Source organism: Peribacillus sp. FSL P2-0133 (genome assembly GCF_037975445.1).
GTDB classification, from domain to species: domain Bacteria; phylum Bacillota; class Bacilli; order Bacillales; family DSM-1321; genus Peribacillus; species Peribacillus simplex_E.
This window is the reverse complement of sequence record NZ_CP150254.1, coordinates 3,410,522-3,424,886: the sequence shown is the minus strand read 5'-3', so window position 1 is coordinate 3,424,886 and position 14,365 is coordinate 3,410,522. Positions and strand designations below refer to the sequence as shown.

17 protein-coding genes are annotated in these 14,365 nt (G+C 38.9%); 15 read left to right on the top strand and 2 right to left on the bottom strand.

The features are described from left to right. The first annotated feature begins 128 nt into the window (after nt 1–128). Nucleotides 129–566 carry a BrxA/BrxB family bacilliredoxin gene (locus MKY17_RS16380; RefSeq protein ID WP_098369314.1) on the top strand — a complete coding sequence of 146 codons (438 nt, stop codon included), beginning with the start codon at nt 129–131 and terminating at the stop codon, nt 564–566. Between the two features lie 67 nt (nt 567–633). Beyond that, nucleotides 634–1,425, top strand: a complete 792-nt coding sequence (locus MKY17_RS16375; protein WP_098369315.1) for a class I SAM-dependent methyltransferase — start codon at nt 634–636, stop codon at nt 1,423–1,425. On the opposite strand, the gene ggt is transcribed toward MKY17_RS16375, so the two are convergent. Then, the gene (gene ggt / locus MKY17_RS16370; protein WP_286176841.1) at nt 1,413–3,101 is read right to left on the bottom strand and encodes a gamma-glutamyltransferase; all 1,689 of its coding nucleotides are present in this window, start codon (nt 3,099–3,101) and stop codon (nt 1,413–1,415) included. The two genes, MKY17_RS16375 and ggt, sit on opposite strands and share 13 nt — an antisense overlap. Before the next feature lie 436 nt (nt 3,102–3,537). Here ggt and MKY17_RS16365 point away from each other — a divergent pair, with 436 nt between their 5' ends. Together MKY17_RS16365 and MKY17_RS16360 are read left to right on the top strand one after the other, a co-directional pair. Continuing rightward, entirely contained in the window at nt 3,538–4,155 is a 618-nt protein-coding gene (locus MKY17_RS16365) for a YpjP family protein (protein ID WP_098369316.1), read from the top strand. Between the two features lie 201 nt (nt 4,156–4,356). Then, entirely contained in the window at nt 4,357–5,127 is a 771-nt protein-coding gene (locus MKY17_RS16360; protein WP_098369317.1) for a TerC family protein, read from the top strand. A 34-nt stretch (nt 5,128–5,161) separates the two neighbouring features. On the opposite strand, the gene MKY17_RS16355 is transcribed toward MKY17_RS16360, so the two are convergent. Further along, on the bottom strand, nt 5,162–5,404 hold the full coding sequence (locus tag MKY17_RS16355) for a hypothetical protein (protein ID WP_098369318.1): 243 nt from the start codon (nt 5,402–5,404) through the stop codon (nt 5,162–5,164). Between the two features lie 223 nt (nt 5,405–5,627). Here MKY17_RS16355 and MKY17_RS16350 point away from each other — a divergent pair, with 223 nt between their 5' ends. The 11 genes from MKY17_RS16350 (at nt 5,628) to MKY17_RS16300 (ending at nt 14,241) form a co-directional block, all read left to right on the top strand. After that, entirely contained in the window at nt 5,628–6,338 is a 711-nt protein-coding gene (locus tag MKY17_RS16350; protein WP_098369319.1) for a toxin, read from the top strand. Between the two features lie 57 nt (nt 6,339–6,395). After that, entirely contained in the window at nt 6,396–7,190 is a 795-nt protein-coding gene (locus tag MKY17_RS16345) for a thymidylate synthase (protein WP_098369320.1), read from the top strand. After that, complete coding sequence (locus MKY17_RS16340; protein ID WP_098369321.1) at nt 7,187–7,672, top strand: dihydrofolate reductase; 486 nt, start codon at nt 7,187–7,189, stop codon at nt 7,670–7,672. Before MKY17_RS16345 ends, MKY17_RS16340 begins: the two co-directional genes overlap by 4 nt. A 152-nt stretch (nt 7,673–7,824) precedes the next feature. Then, the gene (ilvA, locus tag MKY17_RS16335) at nt 7,825–9,093 is read left to right on the top strand and encodes a threonine ammonia-lyase IlvA (protein WP_098369322.1); all 1,269 of its coding nucleotides are present in this window, start codon (nt 7,825–7,827) and stop codon (nt 9,091–9,093) included. A gap of 193 nt (nt 9,094–9,286) precedes the next feature. Continuing rightward, nucleotides 9,287–9,478, top strand: coding sequence for a twin-arginine translocase TatA/TatE family subunit (gene tatA / locus MKY17_RS16330; RefSeq protein WP_034307557.1), 192 nt, complete (start codon nt 9,287–9,289; stop codon nt 9,476–9,478). Between the two features lie 85 nt (nt 9,479–9,563). After that, entirely contained in the window at nt 9,564–10,310 is a 747-nt protein-coding gene (gene tatC, locus MKY17_RS16325; protein WP_098369323.1) for a twin-arginine translocase subunit TatC, read from the top strand. Between the two features lie 136 nt (nt 10,311–10,446). Further along, a complete protein-coding gene (locus tag MKY17_RS16320; RefSeq protein ID WP_306804680.1) occupies nt 10,447–10,710 on the top strand; it encodes a DUF2535 family protein in 264 nt (87 codons plus the stop codon). Nucleotides 10,711–10,936: 226 nt separating this feature from the next. Beyond that, a complete protein-coding gene (locus MKY17_RS16315) occupies nt 10,937–11,779 on the top strand; it encodes a DegV family protein (RefSeq protein WP_098369324.1) in 843 nt (280 codons plus the stop codon). 153 nt (nt 11,780–11,932) lie between these two features. Continuing rightward, a complete protein-coding gene (locus MKY17_RS16310) occupies nt 11,933–12,523 on the top strand; it encodes an SCO family protein (RefSeq protein ID WP_098369325.1) in 591 nt (196 codons plus the stop codon). A 294-nt stretch (nt 12,524–12,817) separates the two neighbouring features. Further along, nucleotides 12,818–13,660 (top strand): SGNH/GDSL hydrolase family protein, encoded by an 843-nt coding sequence (locus tag MKY17_RS16305; protein WP_179890957.1) that lies wholly within the window; start codon nt 12,818–12,820, stop codon nt 13,658–13,660. Continuing rightward, nucleotides 13,657–14,241 carry a YpmS family protein gene (locus MKY17_RS16300; RefSeq protein WP_339200161.1) on the top strand — a complete coding sequence of 195 codons (585 nt, stop codon included), beginning with the start codon at nt 13,657–13,659 and terminating at the stop codon, nt 14,239–14,241. The genes MKY17_RS16305 and MKY17_RS16300 overlap by 4 nt, the downstream gene beginning before the upstream one ends. The last annotated feature ends 124 nt before the right edge of the window (nt 14,242–14,365 follow it).

Sequence of the window (14,365 nt, the reverse complement as noted above, 5' to 3'; positions counted from 1 at the left end):
TCTGTCACCATGTTTTTTTGTGAAGAACAATGAAATTTTACAAAGCTTTAAGCGTCATTTTTGCATATGCGCTCAAGAATATAGTATGATTATACTAATTGAAGAATTGTAACCAAGGAGGTTTTTTTATGTCGATGGCATATGATGAATATATGAAACAAATGGTGAAACCAATGCGCGCGGAACTGGTGCAAGCAGGTTTTGATGAGTTGGAATCCCCTGAAGCGGTTGAAAGCTTTATGGAATCGGTAGAAGGTACGACACTTGTGGTCGTGAATTCAGTTTGTGGCTGTGCTGCCGGGTTAGCCCGTCCAGCTGCTACTCAAGCCGTACTTCAATCAGACAATAAGCCAGATCATTTGGTAACTGTATTTGCCGGCCAAGATAAGGACGCGACAGCTAAAATGCGGGAATATTTCGATGGAATAGAACCTTCTTCACCATCCATGGCTCTTTTAAAGGGAAAAGATGTTGTACATTTCATTCCACGCCATGATATAGAAGGACAGCCAATGGAAGCTATCATGGAAAATTTATTGGCAGCGTTCAGTCAAGTAAATAAGTGATGAAGCGGAATGCCCTGGAAACAGGGCATTCTTTTCGAATTTTAGAGAGTATGAAGGGGTAGGGTACATGTTTGTCACAACAGTAGGAAGAGCCGGTAAAGAAACGATGATATTAGCTAAAAGTTTAGCTGAAGAATTACAAATACCCTTTATAGCCAGAAGAAAAAGATCGGTCAGAGATATCCAAGCTGAACAGAATGAAGATGATTGCCTTGTTTTTGGTAAAAAGCGGATGGAGTTATATCGATACCAGGAAAAAGAACCATTCTTTTTTCACCCGAACCTAGCGATGATCCGTATAAAAAGAATAATTCGCGGAGAGAGTGACCCATTTCTCATTGCCGGAGATATAAATGAAGGGACCGCTGTGCTTGATTGTACCATGGGTTTGGGCTCGGATGCGATAGTCGCAAGTTTCGCAGTGGGCGAATATGGACAGGTTGTCGCATTGGAAGGAAATCAATATTTGGCATTGCTTGTGGACCATGGGATGAAGACATGGGAGGATGCAGAAGAAAAGATGATTTCTGCGATGCGAAGAGTTGAGGTCATGTACGGTGATCATTACGAAATTTTGAAAGCATTGCCGGATAATCATTTTGATGTCGTATATTTCGATCCCATGTTTGAAGAAACGATTCAGGAATCGAATGGAATCAGGGGACTGACTCATTTTGCGGTAGGTAAGGATTTATCTGTGGAAATAATGAATGAAGCCAAGCGGGTTGCACGCAAGAGAGTCGTGTTGAAAGACCATTTTCGCAGCTCCCGCTTTGAGGAATTTGGATTTGAGATAATAAAGAGAAAAACATCCAAATTCCATTTTGGCTTCATTCAATCCAGTGATCACGATTTATAATCTGTTTCGTCCAGACCCATGGCACAGCCTTCTCGGCTTGAATCGGCAGCACCATAGTTCGAGCCATCAGGGTTGATTTGAATCGCTTGGACATTCCCTATAGAGTGGGGAACTTCATTAAAGGCGAAGCCCATCGCTTCCAAGTGGCCTTTGCTAGTCATATCCATTCCAGGCTCCCATTCAATATGAGGGCCCATTGGAGTGAAAATTCTAGGTTCCTCGATGGCTGCTTTCAAATCCATTTTTAAATCGAGTACATTAATGATCGTTTGTACGACTGAACTGATGATGGTCGGTCCTCCAGGTGAACCTAACGTCAAGATCGGCTCGCCGTCTTTAAAGATGATGGTCGGGCTTTTACAGCTGACGGGGCGTTTATTGGGCTGTACTTCATTCATACCGCCTGGAATGGAATCGAAATCAGTCAGTTCGTTATTCAGCATGAAACCATAATCGGAAACCATGATCCCTGATCCGAATGGATGTTCCACTGTAGAAGTGCATGCTGCGATATTACCCCATCTGTCACGGACAGTGAAGTGTGTCGTTTCACTGATATCTTCTTCATTAGGCTGCGGAATGAAATCCCTTTGTTTCACGGAATCATAAATCCAAGGGTTTCCGAAGTCAATGGCATTATTTCTTGTTTTGAAATTAATGAATGAGCGGCGTTTAGCTATATACTCATCATGCATGAGACCCGCCAATGGCAATTCGGCAAATTCAGGATCAGCGAGAAATGCCTTTTTATCTGTAAATGCCAGTCGCATCGCTTCTGCTATTAAATAATATTTTTCCCAAGAACGGACATCATATTGTTCTATATGGAAGCTCTCTAATATTTTCAGGATTTGGATGACCGTGAATCCACCAGCGCTTGGTGCATTTGATGATGCAATTAGATAATCCTTATAAGTCCCATACATGGGTACATCGATTGTAGCTTTATATTCCTTTAAATCAGAAAGCTCCATGAACCCTCCAAGTTCCTGTATGCAGGAAATGATGCCCTCTCCGATTTCACCTTCATAAAAAGCGGAAATTCCTTCACGTTGTAATATCCGATAGGTATTCGCCAGTTTTTCTTTTATGAGCAGATCGCCATCTTGATACGCTTTTCCATTTGGCATGAAGAACTTACGCGCTTCATCACCCAATCGATATTCAAAATTTTTAAGAGCATCGCAAAGAACCCAATTGACGGGAACTCCTTTTTCTGCAAATTCAATGGATGGCCCGATGAGGTCCGCTAATGGCTTGCTTCCATGTTCGTTGAGTGCTTCATCCATAGCTTTCAGTATTCCGGGGATGCCAACCGCTGTAGCTTTGATTGATCTTTCTTTAAATGGGATGACCTCCCCTTTATCATCAAGAAACATGTCTCGATGAGCGGCTTTAGGTGCCCTTACATGGCCATCGTATATTTTCGTTTCCTTATCTTTTGCGTTATATACCATAAGGAAACCACTTCCTCCAATACCAGTCATCATGGGTTCCACAATATTTAGGGCAAATTGGATGGCAACCGCCGCATCGACAGCATTTCCACCTTCACGTAATATTTTTTCCCCAATGGAAGTGGCTACGGGATGAGCTGTAACGACCATTCCGGCGTTCCCTTTATCTGTTTCCCTTTTGTAATCCTTATCTTTAATGATTTCATTGTTGTTTTCCAAAATGATTCCCCCATTATTCAGTCCTTTTATCTGCCAAAAGGTTAGGCTTATGTTTGAGTGAAAAGAAAACCTTGTCATTGTAGAAAAATGACAAGGAGATTTTTCGTAGGTATTCATTTATTCTTAATCAGCAAATGATAAATATACGAAAAATGCTAATGTTACAAGACATAAAGCCACCATGGCAGTCGAAGCCATATAAGACCCCTCCTTAAAAAGACTTGAATCTAATTAATTTCTCCAATAATCGTCAAAATCCTTCATTAAAATGTAAAATTGTTGATATTTAATAAAAAAGTTCTGGTTTATAAAGTTTATATAGGTATATATCCTTTTTTTTGATTTTCAAAACATGGGTAACTATATATTCGTAATTACCAAAAAATAAAAGTATACTAAATATAAAGACAATACAAAAAAGGAGGGGGAGTGTGAGTTGAAAGCAGCGGTTTGGTTCAGGAAAAGTCTCGTCATTTTAGTATCCGTTTTGACGTTTGGTCTTGTCACTCCTTCAGATCTGGCGTGGCTAGCGGAAGCCGATTCGTTAAAGGATACTAAAAAGGGATTAGTGGAAGAAGAGGGATTAGCCTATCTTACTTCGCAGAATTCAACTGAACGTGAGGAAGAATTCAACAGGGAAGAATTTTTATCGGACATTCTGAATAAGGCAGAGGAAAACGCATTTATGAAATTTGGCGAAAAGATCAATCCTAAAATTGGCGATGAGTTCAAAATGGCCATATTACCGAAAATGGAAGAAGCCATTACAGAAATGGCTGCACAATTTCCAGATGAAAAATTACAGCAATTAACCATCACTGAGCAGCCGAGTGCAGGCAGGGCCGAGAAGATATTTCATATTTATGATTCAATTAGCGGGAAGGATATCATCAGATTCCATGTCAGGCAGGAAAATCCTCCACTGGAAGGCTATTGGTTCGATTTTCACTATCATACCCATCATGATTCATTTGCCACCCATTATAATATCGGGAAAATATATTGGGATAAAAATACGCCGCCAGAGTGGACGAGTAAACAAAGGCTCTCATAGTGGTTGGTTTCGTTGATTTTATTTAAATGTAAGAGTAAGATGAAATGTAAATGATTTTCTAATAAGCATCAAATGATACGTTGTCATGCAACGTATTTATTTTGTGTTTAAATAAAAGTAGAGTTTTTATCATAACGGGGAACAATGTTATTTTAAAAGGTTTTCTAATTTTGCGGTTAAAGTAGCAGAGGAGTCTTTATCATGTCAGAGTTGTTAAATAATATCATGCAAACGTATGCCCAATTTTTTGACTGGCATATGTGGGTGGAGGTTTTATCCGACCCGGTGAGCTGGGGATTGATTGGAACGCTCGTATTAATGGAAGGATTACTATCAGCGGATAACGCTCTGGTATTAGCTGTAATGGTCAGGCACCTTCCTGAAAAACAACGGAAAAAAGCCCTTTTTTATGGTTTATTAGGTGCTTACGCTTTTAGATTCATTGCGATAGGAATCGGTGTTTTCCTCATTAAGCTTTGGTGGGTGAAGGTGATTGGAGCCGCTTACCTTGGCTGGCTCTCATTTAAATACTTTAGGAATAAAAGAAAGAAACAAGATGGGATCGATGAAGATATCCAGGGAATGAGTAAAAACAGCATACTGATCCGTATGTTTGGTACATTATGGGGAACGGTTGCGGCAGTGGAATTGATGGATATAGCATTTTCCGTCGATAGTGTCTTGGCCGCATTCGGGGTAAGTGAAAAAGTCTGGGTCCTTTTGACAGGCGGTATGATTGGTGTCTTGATGATGCGGGGAGTGGCGGGGTTATTTCTAAAATTGATAGATAAGGTTCCTGAATTGGAAACTGCCGCATATGTCCTTATCGGATTCATCGCTATAAAAATGCTAATGGCCGTTGCAGGTATCGAAATCCCGTCTGCGATCTTTTTTGCCTTTATTTTGCTGATTTTCGGTACCACGATTGTATTTCATTTGAAGAAAAGTAAAAAGCTCAAGGAACATGGTTGAGCACAATTAAAAAAAGCTGACATCAAAAATGATGTCAGCTTTTTTTTAGGAAAATATCAAGTAATTGAAGAAGGCCGGTAAATGAAGTGAAGAAAAGCAAAGGCAATAAAAAGTTAAGCCAAAGAGAAGACATTAGCGGATGCAGCAGTATGCCAAAGAAAATGGAGAACAGAAAAAGGTCGAGAATGATGAACACTTTTAAACTGTAGATATCAAGGACTTCTTCAGCAAGTTCACGGTGCTCATCCAAAATGGCTTTTTTATTGTTGGTTTCCATGCGATCACCTTAAACCTTTTACGATTATATATTGTTGATATATGAAAAGACTGGATCAATTGTTCTTCTCCGAATGAATGTGCAACCGAAAATACCAAAAAAACATAGATTTTTAACACTAAGTCAATATGTTATACTAATATAATAGTATGTAAGGTTTAGAGATTTTAAATTACTTATATTTTCTTAACGATAATGAGAAATGAAGAAAGGGGAGAAGAGTGTGAAAAGGAAGAAATGGATATCCATAATTGCATTATTTGTCTTTTTACTCTCCTTGCTCTCCTATACGTTAGCGAAGGATGAATCGGTAAAATGGCGCAATTTAAACAAAGATAATCTTTTAAGACAAGCTGAACTTTTTAAGCGGAATAAAGAATTACAAAGGATATTTTTATTTCCGGAAGAGGAGTTCGATCAAAGGGAAGCACTCAAAATTGCTGGAACCATTAATAAACTGCCTCATTCCCTTTTGGTGAAAACTGCTGAAAGTGGTGTGAGAATCAAACTATTTGATGGTGATATAACAGAAAATCAATCCGCGGCCAAATTAAAGGGGAAAACTCCGCGTGGTTATTTGAATAAAGAAACAACTTGGGATGATGTGCCTGGTATGGGCGGATCACATACGGTATTGGTTAAAATCGGAGCAAGTGACAAGGGCAACGGACATGGCTCCGTTAATTTGGAGCTGCATGAGCTGGGGCATTCAATTGATAATATAGTGTTTGATGGAATCCGTGAAGACATGGATTATTTGAAGATTTGGGGTAAGGAAGTGGATGGGCTGTTTCCGGGGATTACGTATTTTTCCAATTACCCTGAGGAATACTTTGCAGAAACGTTTGCCATGTTTTATGTGAACAATGAACAAAATCAATTGCTTAGACAAAAAGCGCCCGAGACTTATAATTTTATTAAACAATTAGATTAAACATTGGGCAATAATACGTTAAAATAAGGAGAATGAAAGTAGAAAAGGTGGTTTATCATGAAGCAATATTTAGATTTATGTAAGCATGTACTCGAAAATGGAACGCAAAAAGGTGATCGTACGGGAACGGGAACGATCAGCACCTTTGGATATCAAATGAGATTCAATTTAAAAGATGGATTCCCTGTACTTACAACGAAAAAAGTTAGTTTAAAAGCGATTATCCATGAATTATTATGGTTTTTGAAGGGTGATACAAACGTTGGCTACCTTCAGGAAAATAGCGTGCGGATTTGGAATGAATGGGCTGATGAAAATGGAGAATTAGGTCCGATTTATGGTCATCAATGGCGTTCATGGGGAACGGCCGATGGAAGGCAAATCGACCAAATCAGTGAATTGATCGAACAAATAAAAACGAATCCAAATTCAAGAAGATTGATAGTCAGTGCTTGGAATGTTGGGGAACTGGACGAAATGGCCTTGCCGCCTTGCCATGCTTTCTTTCAATTCTATGTCGCTGATGGAAAGCTTTCATGCCAGCTATACCAACGTTCAGCGGACGTCTTTTTAGGTGTTCCTTTTAATATAGCTTCGTATGCGCTCTTAACGATGATGATCGCCCAGGTGTGTGATTTGGAAGTTGGCGAATTTGTACATACTTTCGGGGATGTCCACATCTACTCTAACCACCTTGAACAAGTGGAGCTGCAGTTGACCCGTGATCCCAAACCATTGCCAATCATGAAAATCAATCCAGATGTAAAAAATATCTTTGATTTTAGCTTCGAGGACTTCGTTTTGGAAAATTACGAAGCCCATCCCCATATAAAAGGTGAGGTTAGCATATGATATCGTTGATAGTGGCTATGGATCAAAATCGTGTGATAGGTAAAAACAATGAACTGCCATGGCATTTACCGGCAGATTTGCAGTATTTTAAAAAAGTGACGATGGGCCATCCGATCATCATGGGCCGAAAAACATTTGAATCGATCGGCAGGGTCCTGCCTGGCCGGGAAAATGTCATCGTTACCCGCAATCAGGATTTTAAAGCGGAAGGCTGCGTAGTTTTACATGATATCGAACAAATCAAAACGTTTGCAGATAGCCGTGATGAGGAGGTTTTCGTGATTGGCGGAGCCGAAATCTTCAAGGAAATCCTTCCTGTTACCGATCGCCTGTATATAACGGAAATTCATGAAACCTTTGAAGGTGATACTTTCTTTCCCGTGATTGATGAAAATCAATGGGATAAAATCTCCTCAAACTCAGGCAGCATCGATGAAAAAAATCGATATGCACATGATTTTATTATTCTACAAAAAAAATAAAGTGCTAATCCGATTATGGGAAAATGACCATAATCGGATTTTTTTGGTATGGAACGAACAAAAGCAAGAATTTTTAGAAAAATCAATTACATTAATAACAGTAAAGTGCTATAATGATTGAATTCATTAAGGGAAGGAAATGAGGGATTGTTATGAATCAGACTGCATCTAAGAATAGGGGGATTCAATTGGAAGATATTCTAATTGCCTATAGAGAATTGAAAGAAATCGTTTTGCATACTCCTTTACAAAAAAATCAGAGGCTCTCTGAAAAATATGATTGTAATGTTTATTTAAAACGCGAGGACCTACAACACGTACGTTCCTTTAAATTAAGAGGGGCTTACTATAAAATGAAAAGCCTGACCGAGGAAGAGACGAAGAATGGAGTCGTTTGTGCCAGTGCAGGAAACCATGCACAAGGAGTAGCTTTTTCCTGCAGCCAATTAGGTATCCATGGGAAAATTTATATGCCTGCTACAACTCCAAGGCAAAAAGTCGATCAAGTGCAGTTATTCGGAAGGGATAATGTGGAAATCATCCTTGTCGGGGATACTTTCGATGATGCATTTGCCATGGCGATGGAATGCTGTGAAAAAGAAGAGCGTTCCTTTATCCATCCATTTGACGATGAAAAGGTAATCGCCGGGCAGGGTACAACGGCTGTAGAAATCCTGAATGATTGTGAAGATGGAATCGACTATGTATTTGCCGCTATTGGCGGTGGCGGTTTAATGGCCGGAGTATCGAGTTATTTCAAATCGGTTTCCCCAAATACGAAATGCATTGGAGTTGAGCCGCAAGGTGCTGCTTCGATGGAATACTCCTTCAAGGAAGGAAAAGTTTCTGAACTTGAAAACATAGATACATTCGTTGACGGGGCAGCTGTCAAGTGTGTGGGACAGTTGACATATCAGCTTTGTAAGGAAAACCTGGAAGATATCGTTGTCGTACCTTCGGGCCAAATCTGCACGACGATTCTTGATTTATATAATCAGCATGCGATTGTCGCTGAACCGGCAGGGGCTATATCTGTAGCCGCGTTGGATTTATACAAAGAACAAATCAAAGGCAAAACGGTTGTATGCATGGTCAGCGGAGGGAATAACGACATTGGGCGTATGCAGGAAATTAAGGAGAAATCCTTATTATATGAAGGGCTGCTTTATTATTTTATCGTGAATTTTCCACAACGTGCTGGAGCTTTAAGGGAATTCCTTGATGAGGTGTTAGGACCGAATGACGATATAAGCCGTTTTGAATATACGAAGAAAAATAATAAAGAAAGCGGACCGGCCCTGGTTGGTGTAGAATTAAAAGATAAAAATGATTATGAAGGGCTCATTCAGAGGATGAACAAGAAAGGATTCTCTTTCGTAGAGGTCAATAAAGACAGTAATTTATTTCACTTATTGATTTAATCATGGATTAAATGTTAAATTAGGATAGAATAATACCTATGTTTTTACATTTAATTCTGCCGGCCAGTCGTATATGGGTGTACTGTCGATAATTGTTACCATTCTATGACGAATTGCCAGTTCCCTTTCTATTGGTTGGAAATGGTATTATAATCGGAGTAGGTCTAATTACAACACCAAAGGGGATGTATCCATGTCGAACATTGGAGTACCTGGTCTAATTCTCATCTTAATATTGGCTTTAATTATCTTTGGTCCGAAGAAACTTCCAGAAATTGGACGTGCTTTTGGACAAACACTTCGTGAGTTTAAAAAGTCCACGAGTGATTTAACAAAAGGTGATTATGAAGAAGATAAGAAGCTACAACAAAAAAATCATGAATGATTGAATGCTGGGCGTAAGATGCAATCGTCTTGCGCCTTTATGCTGGAACAAAGATACGGATTTTCAGATGAAGGCGTGATCAACTTTGGAAGATAAAGAATTAAATATCATCGATCATCTCGATGAATTGAGAAAACGGCTCATCATTACTGCTGTTGCTTTTGTGATCTTTTTTATCGCCAGTTTTATTTATGTTGAGGAGATTTATAATTGGTTCGTGAAAGATCTCGATTTTGACCTGATGGTATTGGGACCGAGTGATATTATCTGGATTTACTTTATGCTTTCAGGTGTGGTAGCCATTGCGGCAACCATACCTGTAATTGCTCTGCAAATCTGGTTATTCGTCAAACCCGCTTTGATGCCAAATGAAGTAAGGGCCACCCTTGCCTATATTCCATCACTTTTCCTGCTTTTTATCGGAGGGCTTGCTTTCGGTTATTTTGTCATCTTCCCGACCATTCTTCAATTTTTGATTGAACTGGGCGATGGGATGTTCATAACCAGTTTTACAGCGGATAAGTACTTTTCATTCGTATTTAATATGACGATACCTTTTGCTGTTTTATTCGAGCTTCCTGTCGTTACCATGTTTTTGACTTCCCTTGGCATAATAAATCCTTATGTGCTTCAAAAGTTAAGGAAGTATGCATACTTTGTATTGGTTGTCATAGCGATATCGATTACGCCGCCTGACTTTATGTCAGACTTTATGGTGATGGTTCCATTGCTGTTATTATACGAAATCAGTATTTCGTTATCAAAAGTCGTCTATAAACGAAGGGTGAAACGTGAAAGCTTGCGGGAAGACACCTATGAGGAAGGTTTATAAGAAGAAGCCCATAATGGCATTTTGCCCTTATGGGTCTTTTTTTTTATGAATGTCAATCTGATTTCTCTGTTTTTTTACACATTTGAATATTTATACTTTTGGATTTATTGTGTATAATATAAGCAATCGGTTAAAAATGAGGATTGATATTTTGATGTTCAAATGCTTGGAATTCAAAGATTGTTTTGGACATAAGGTCACAATTTCAGAAATACCTGTCTTACTGCCTAGTGATCCGAATTTTTTTATGTTGACCGTGCGTTTGGAAGTTTTTGTTAAGAAGGTTTTTGCCAATAAAGATCATAAAGAAAATTACTCATTTAAGCATTATTTAGCATCCGTACTCAAATGGCCCGTTTATAACAAGCTTTTTTTTGGAAGTTTACTCAATAATGCTTAATGCGGACTATTCCATAGCTAACTTCTCCGTTCAAAGAGATGACACAATGCCATGCAATATCGAATGAATCGGCGTGTGTTCAGGTTAGCTCATGGAACGGTCTTTTTTTTGTGTATTCATTTCAATAGAAAAGTATCACTTCACTTGAAAAAGAATACCTTTGGTTTGAATGCGTACCTTGAATAGGTATAATACAATAGATATGTTAATTTAGGGATGTGTAATGATGAATAAAGTAAAGATAGTAACAGACTCGACAGTAGATATGACACCAGAGGAACTGAACTTTTATGATATAACAATGGTCCCTTTATCAATCTTTATAGATGGGGAGACTTTTTTGGATAAGGTTGAAATCGAACAAGAAGAATTCCTGAAAAGGATGAACCAGTCAAAAGAACTGCCAAAAAGCTCACAACCAGCCGTAGGTACCTTTGTGGAGGTATATGATGAGCTCGGAAAAGACGGCAGCGAGATTATTTCCATACATATGACTGGTGGCATGAGCGGCACAGTTCGCTCAGCGGAAAGCGCAGCAAGCATGTCTGAAGCGAAGGTTACCGTTCTTGACTCGAAGTTCATTTCTAAAGCGATGTCATTTCAGGTGATCGAGGCAGCGAAGATGGCGAAGGAAGGGAAATCCGTTGCTGAGATAATTGAACGATTGGAACATATTAAAAAGCAGTCAAGTTTAATCATTGTCATAGAAACACTTGATAACCTCGTTAAGGGTGGAAGGATTGGCAAAGTTTCTGCTTTTATCGGTTCATTGCTGCACATAAAGCCGATTGCACTTCTGGATGATGGTGTACTGAATCCTGTATCCAAAGCCAGGAGCCAGTCACAGGTCGTGAAGTTCATCATCAAGAAATTCAAAGAAGATACACAAGGAAAAAAAATTAGAGGCATTGGTTTTGTACATGCGAATGGTCTTGAAATAGCGGATAAGGTCCGCCAGGCCATTGCAGACTTAACAGGAAATCAAGACATAAAGATAGAAGCAACAACGGCCGTTGTCAGTACCCATACAGGTGAAGGCGCCATGGCAATCATGTATTATTGGGACTGATATGGATGAACCATATGAAACTGCATATTGCGGAGGTTTTGTCACTTTTACAATTGTCTTTAATTCGTAGAAATAGTTGCTGTTCTCATTACGATTGGTCTGTTAGAATAAATGAAGTAACAGAATATTTTATACATAAAGGACGGGGTAGGGATGAGAAAGCTGCATTTGCTTATGGCAGCTATGGGAGCATCAATTGTTTTGCTGTTGACAGCATGCGGTTCCAATGGTGTACCTGATGCTAAAAATTGGGATCTTGAAGATTTCAGTTACATTGATCAGGAGGGTAAACCTTTCTCAAAAAGCGATCTTAAAGGAAAGGTTTGGGTAGCGGATTTTATATTCACAAGCTGCGAGACTGTCTGTCTCCCCATGACTTCGAATATGACGAAGCTGCAGCAGCAATTGAAGGATGAAGGTATTACGGATGTTGAGTTCGTTTCATTTTCCGTGGACCCGGAAATTGACAAACCTGATGTTTTAAAAAGGTTTGGCGACCAATTTAATGTGGATTACGGCAATTGGCACTTTCTGACCGGTTATGGTCAGGAAGAAATCGAGCAGTTTGCATTGGATAACTTTAAAACGATCGTCAAAAAACCTGAAGCAGAAGATCAGGTGATTCATGGGACCAGCTTTTTTCTAATTGATCAAGAAGGAAAAATCATCATGGATTATACAGGTCTGCAAGATATTCCCTTTGATGAAATCATTAAGCATATTAAAATTTTACAGAATTATTGAACAGGTTAAATGACCTGTTCTTTCTGTTTTCATCCATCATTTAATAATGATTTCATTAGGGCTTTAGCGATGGTGAAAATAAGGCAATTTGTTTTTGAAGAAACAGCGGAAGTGAAGAATGATTTTGCATGCTCAGTACATGCTAATTTTTATAGGACTAGCTTTAATTCACTGCATTTTTCATATTGTATAGTAAGGAAGGCTCTAGCTAAAAGTACAATCAAAATGAAGGTATATTGTTTGCAATCATTCGTTTTCTGCATGATATAATATATGGGTAGGAAGGTGAGGGTCATGAGGTACAGAATCACCTGTCTTTTCATATGCCTAGTTTGGATCTCAGGCTGCGGCCAAAGTGAACCAGCCTCAAATCAGCCATCTGTTCAGCAGAAAAGCATAGTTGAGCTGAGTAAAAAGGAAACCATTCCTGCCAGCTTTTTTCCGGACCCTGTGAAAATCGTATCGATTGGCGATTCCTTGACTCAAGGTGTCGGTGATAGTAAAGATAATGGCGGGTATCTGCCTTATTTACAAAATAAGCTGGAAAAAGAACCATCGATTACTTCCGTTGAGATGATTAATCATGGCATACGTGGAAATAGGACCGACCAACTATTGAAAAGACTGGATAAAGCTAGGATTAAAGAAGACATAAAGCAAGCTGATTCGATTGTCGTCACAATCGGTGGAAATGATATCATGAAGGTCTTTAAGCAGAATTTCTCGGACTTGGAACTGAATCAGTTTGATTCGGCAAAAATAGGGTATGAAAAAAGATTAAGGCAGATACTTGATAAGGTTCGTTCCGAAAATGATCATGCGCAAATTTATCTTGTGGGCGTCTATAATCCATTTTCCAAATGGTTCGCAGATTTTTATGAACTTGATATGATCATGAATGATTGGAATGAAAGCGGGAAAGAGATTATCGAAGAATATGATTCAGCATATTTTATTGATATAGCAGACATTTTCGAGAATTCCGAAGAAGATTTGCTGTATGCCGAGGATTATTTTCACCCAAATGACCGCGGATATGAATTAATCGCGACAAGAATCTATAATGATATGGATATTACCACTATCGGAAAGGACACATTGGAAGCGAGTGCCAAAGGAGATGATGACCAAGAATGACAAATGTCAAATGGAAGACTTTGTTTATTTCCCTATTAGCCCTAAACATCCTGGTCATCCTGTTTGTAACGATTTTAGTTAATCTGCCGACTAAAAATAAAGAGCTGATACCCAAAGTAAGCCATGAAGAAGATATCCAATTTCAAGTTCACACGAATCGGGAAGATTTGACGAGATTAATCAACCAATATCTGGATAAAGAGGGGTTGACGGGATCCATTCACTACGAAGTGTATTTGACGGATGAGGTAGAGTTATATGGAACGATGCCATTTTTCAACCGTGAAGTGGAAATGAAATTGACTTTTGAACCAATTGCCCAAAAAAATGGGGATTTGATCTTAAAGCAAAAATCAATTGCAGTCGGAAAAATGAACCTTCCTGTTTCATATGTAATGAATTTAATAAATGAGCGTTATAATATGCCGGATTGGGTTAGCATCAGTCCCAATGACGAAAGTATTTATGTGTCATTACAGGATATGGAACTGAAAAGTGATATCAGGGTGAAGGCGAAAGAATTCGACCTTGAAAATGATGACATTTCATTTTTATTGACCATCCCATCATCTTTACAGTGATAGCGAATAAATGGATATAAGACCAGGTTAGATGTGTTAAATATTTGTTGATAAAAGGACCACACATTTTAGATATGTCTAAGATGCGCGGTTCTTTTTTTACGCCCCCTATGGTTGATAAAAA

Excerpts from the sequence above, each read along its gene's own strand:
- MKY17_RS16380 (WP_098369314.1), top strand. The coding sequence starts at position 129 with ATGTCGATGGCATATGATGAATATATGAAACAAATGGTGAAACCAATG.
- MKY17_RS16375 (WP_098369315.1), top strand. The coding sequence starts at position 634 with ATGTTTGTCACAACAGTAGGAAGAGCCGGTAAAGAAACGATGATATTA.
- MKY17_RS16360 (WP_098369317.1), top strand. The coding sequence starts at position 4,357 with ATGTCAGAGTTGTTAAATAATATCATGCAAACGTATGCCCAATTTTTT.
- MKY17_RS16355 (WP_098369318.1), bottom strand. The coding sequence starts at position 5,404 with ATGGAAACCAACAATAAAAAAGCCATTTTGGATGAGCACCGTGAACTT.
- MKY17_RS16345 (WP_098369320.1), top strand. The coding sequence starts at position 6,396 with ATGAAGCAATATTTAGATTTATGTAAGCATGTACTCGAAAATGGAACG.
- MKY17_RS16340 (WP_098369321.1), top strand. The coding sequence starts at position 7,187 with ATGATATCGTTGATAGTGGCTATGGATCAAAATCGTGTGATAGGTAAA.
- ilvA (WP_098369322.1), top strand. The coding sequence starts at position 7,825 with ATGAATCAGACTGCATCTAAGAATAGGGGGATTCAATTGGAAGATATT.
- tatA (WP_034307557.1), top strand. The coding sequence starts at position 9,287 with ATGTCGAACATTGGAGTACCTGGTCTAATTCTCATCTTAATATTGGCT.
- MKY17_RS16320 (WP_306804680.1), top strand. The coding sequence starts at position 10,447 with ATGAGGATTGATATTTTGATGTTCAAATGCTTGGAATTCAAAGATTGT.
- MKY17_RS16315 (WP_098369324.1), top strand. The coding sequence starts at position 10,937 with ATGAATAAAGTAAAGATAGTAACAGACTCGACAGTAGATATGACACCA.
- MKY17_RS16310 (WP_098369325.1), top strand. The coding sequence starts at position 11,933 with ATGAGAAAGCTGCATTTGCTTATGGCAGCTATGGGAGCATCAATTGTT.
- MKY17_RS16305 (WP_179890957.1), top strand. The coding sequence starts at position 12,818 with ATGAGGTACAGAATCACCTGTCTTTTCATATGCCTAGTTTGGATCTCA.
- MKY17_RS16300 (WP_339200161.1), top strand. The coding sequence starts at position 13,657 with ATGACAAATGTCAAATGGAAGACTTTGTTTATTTCCCTATTAGCCCTA.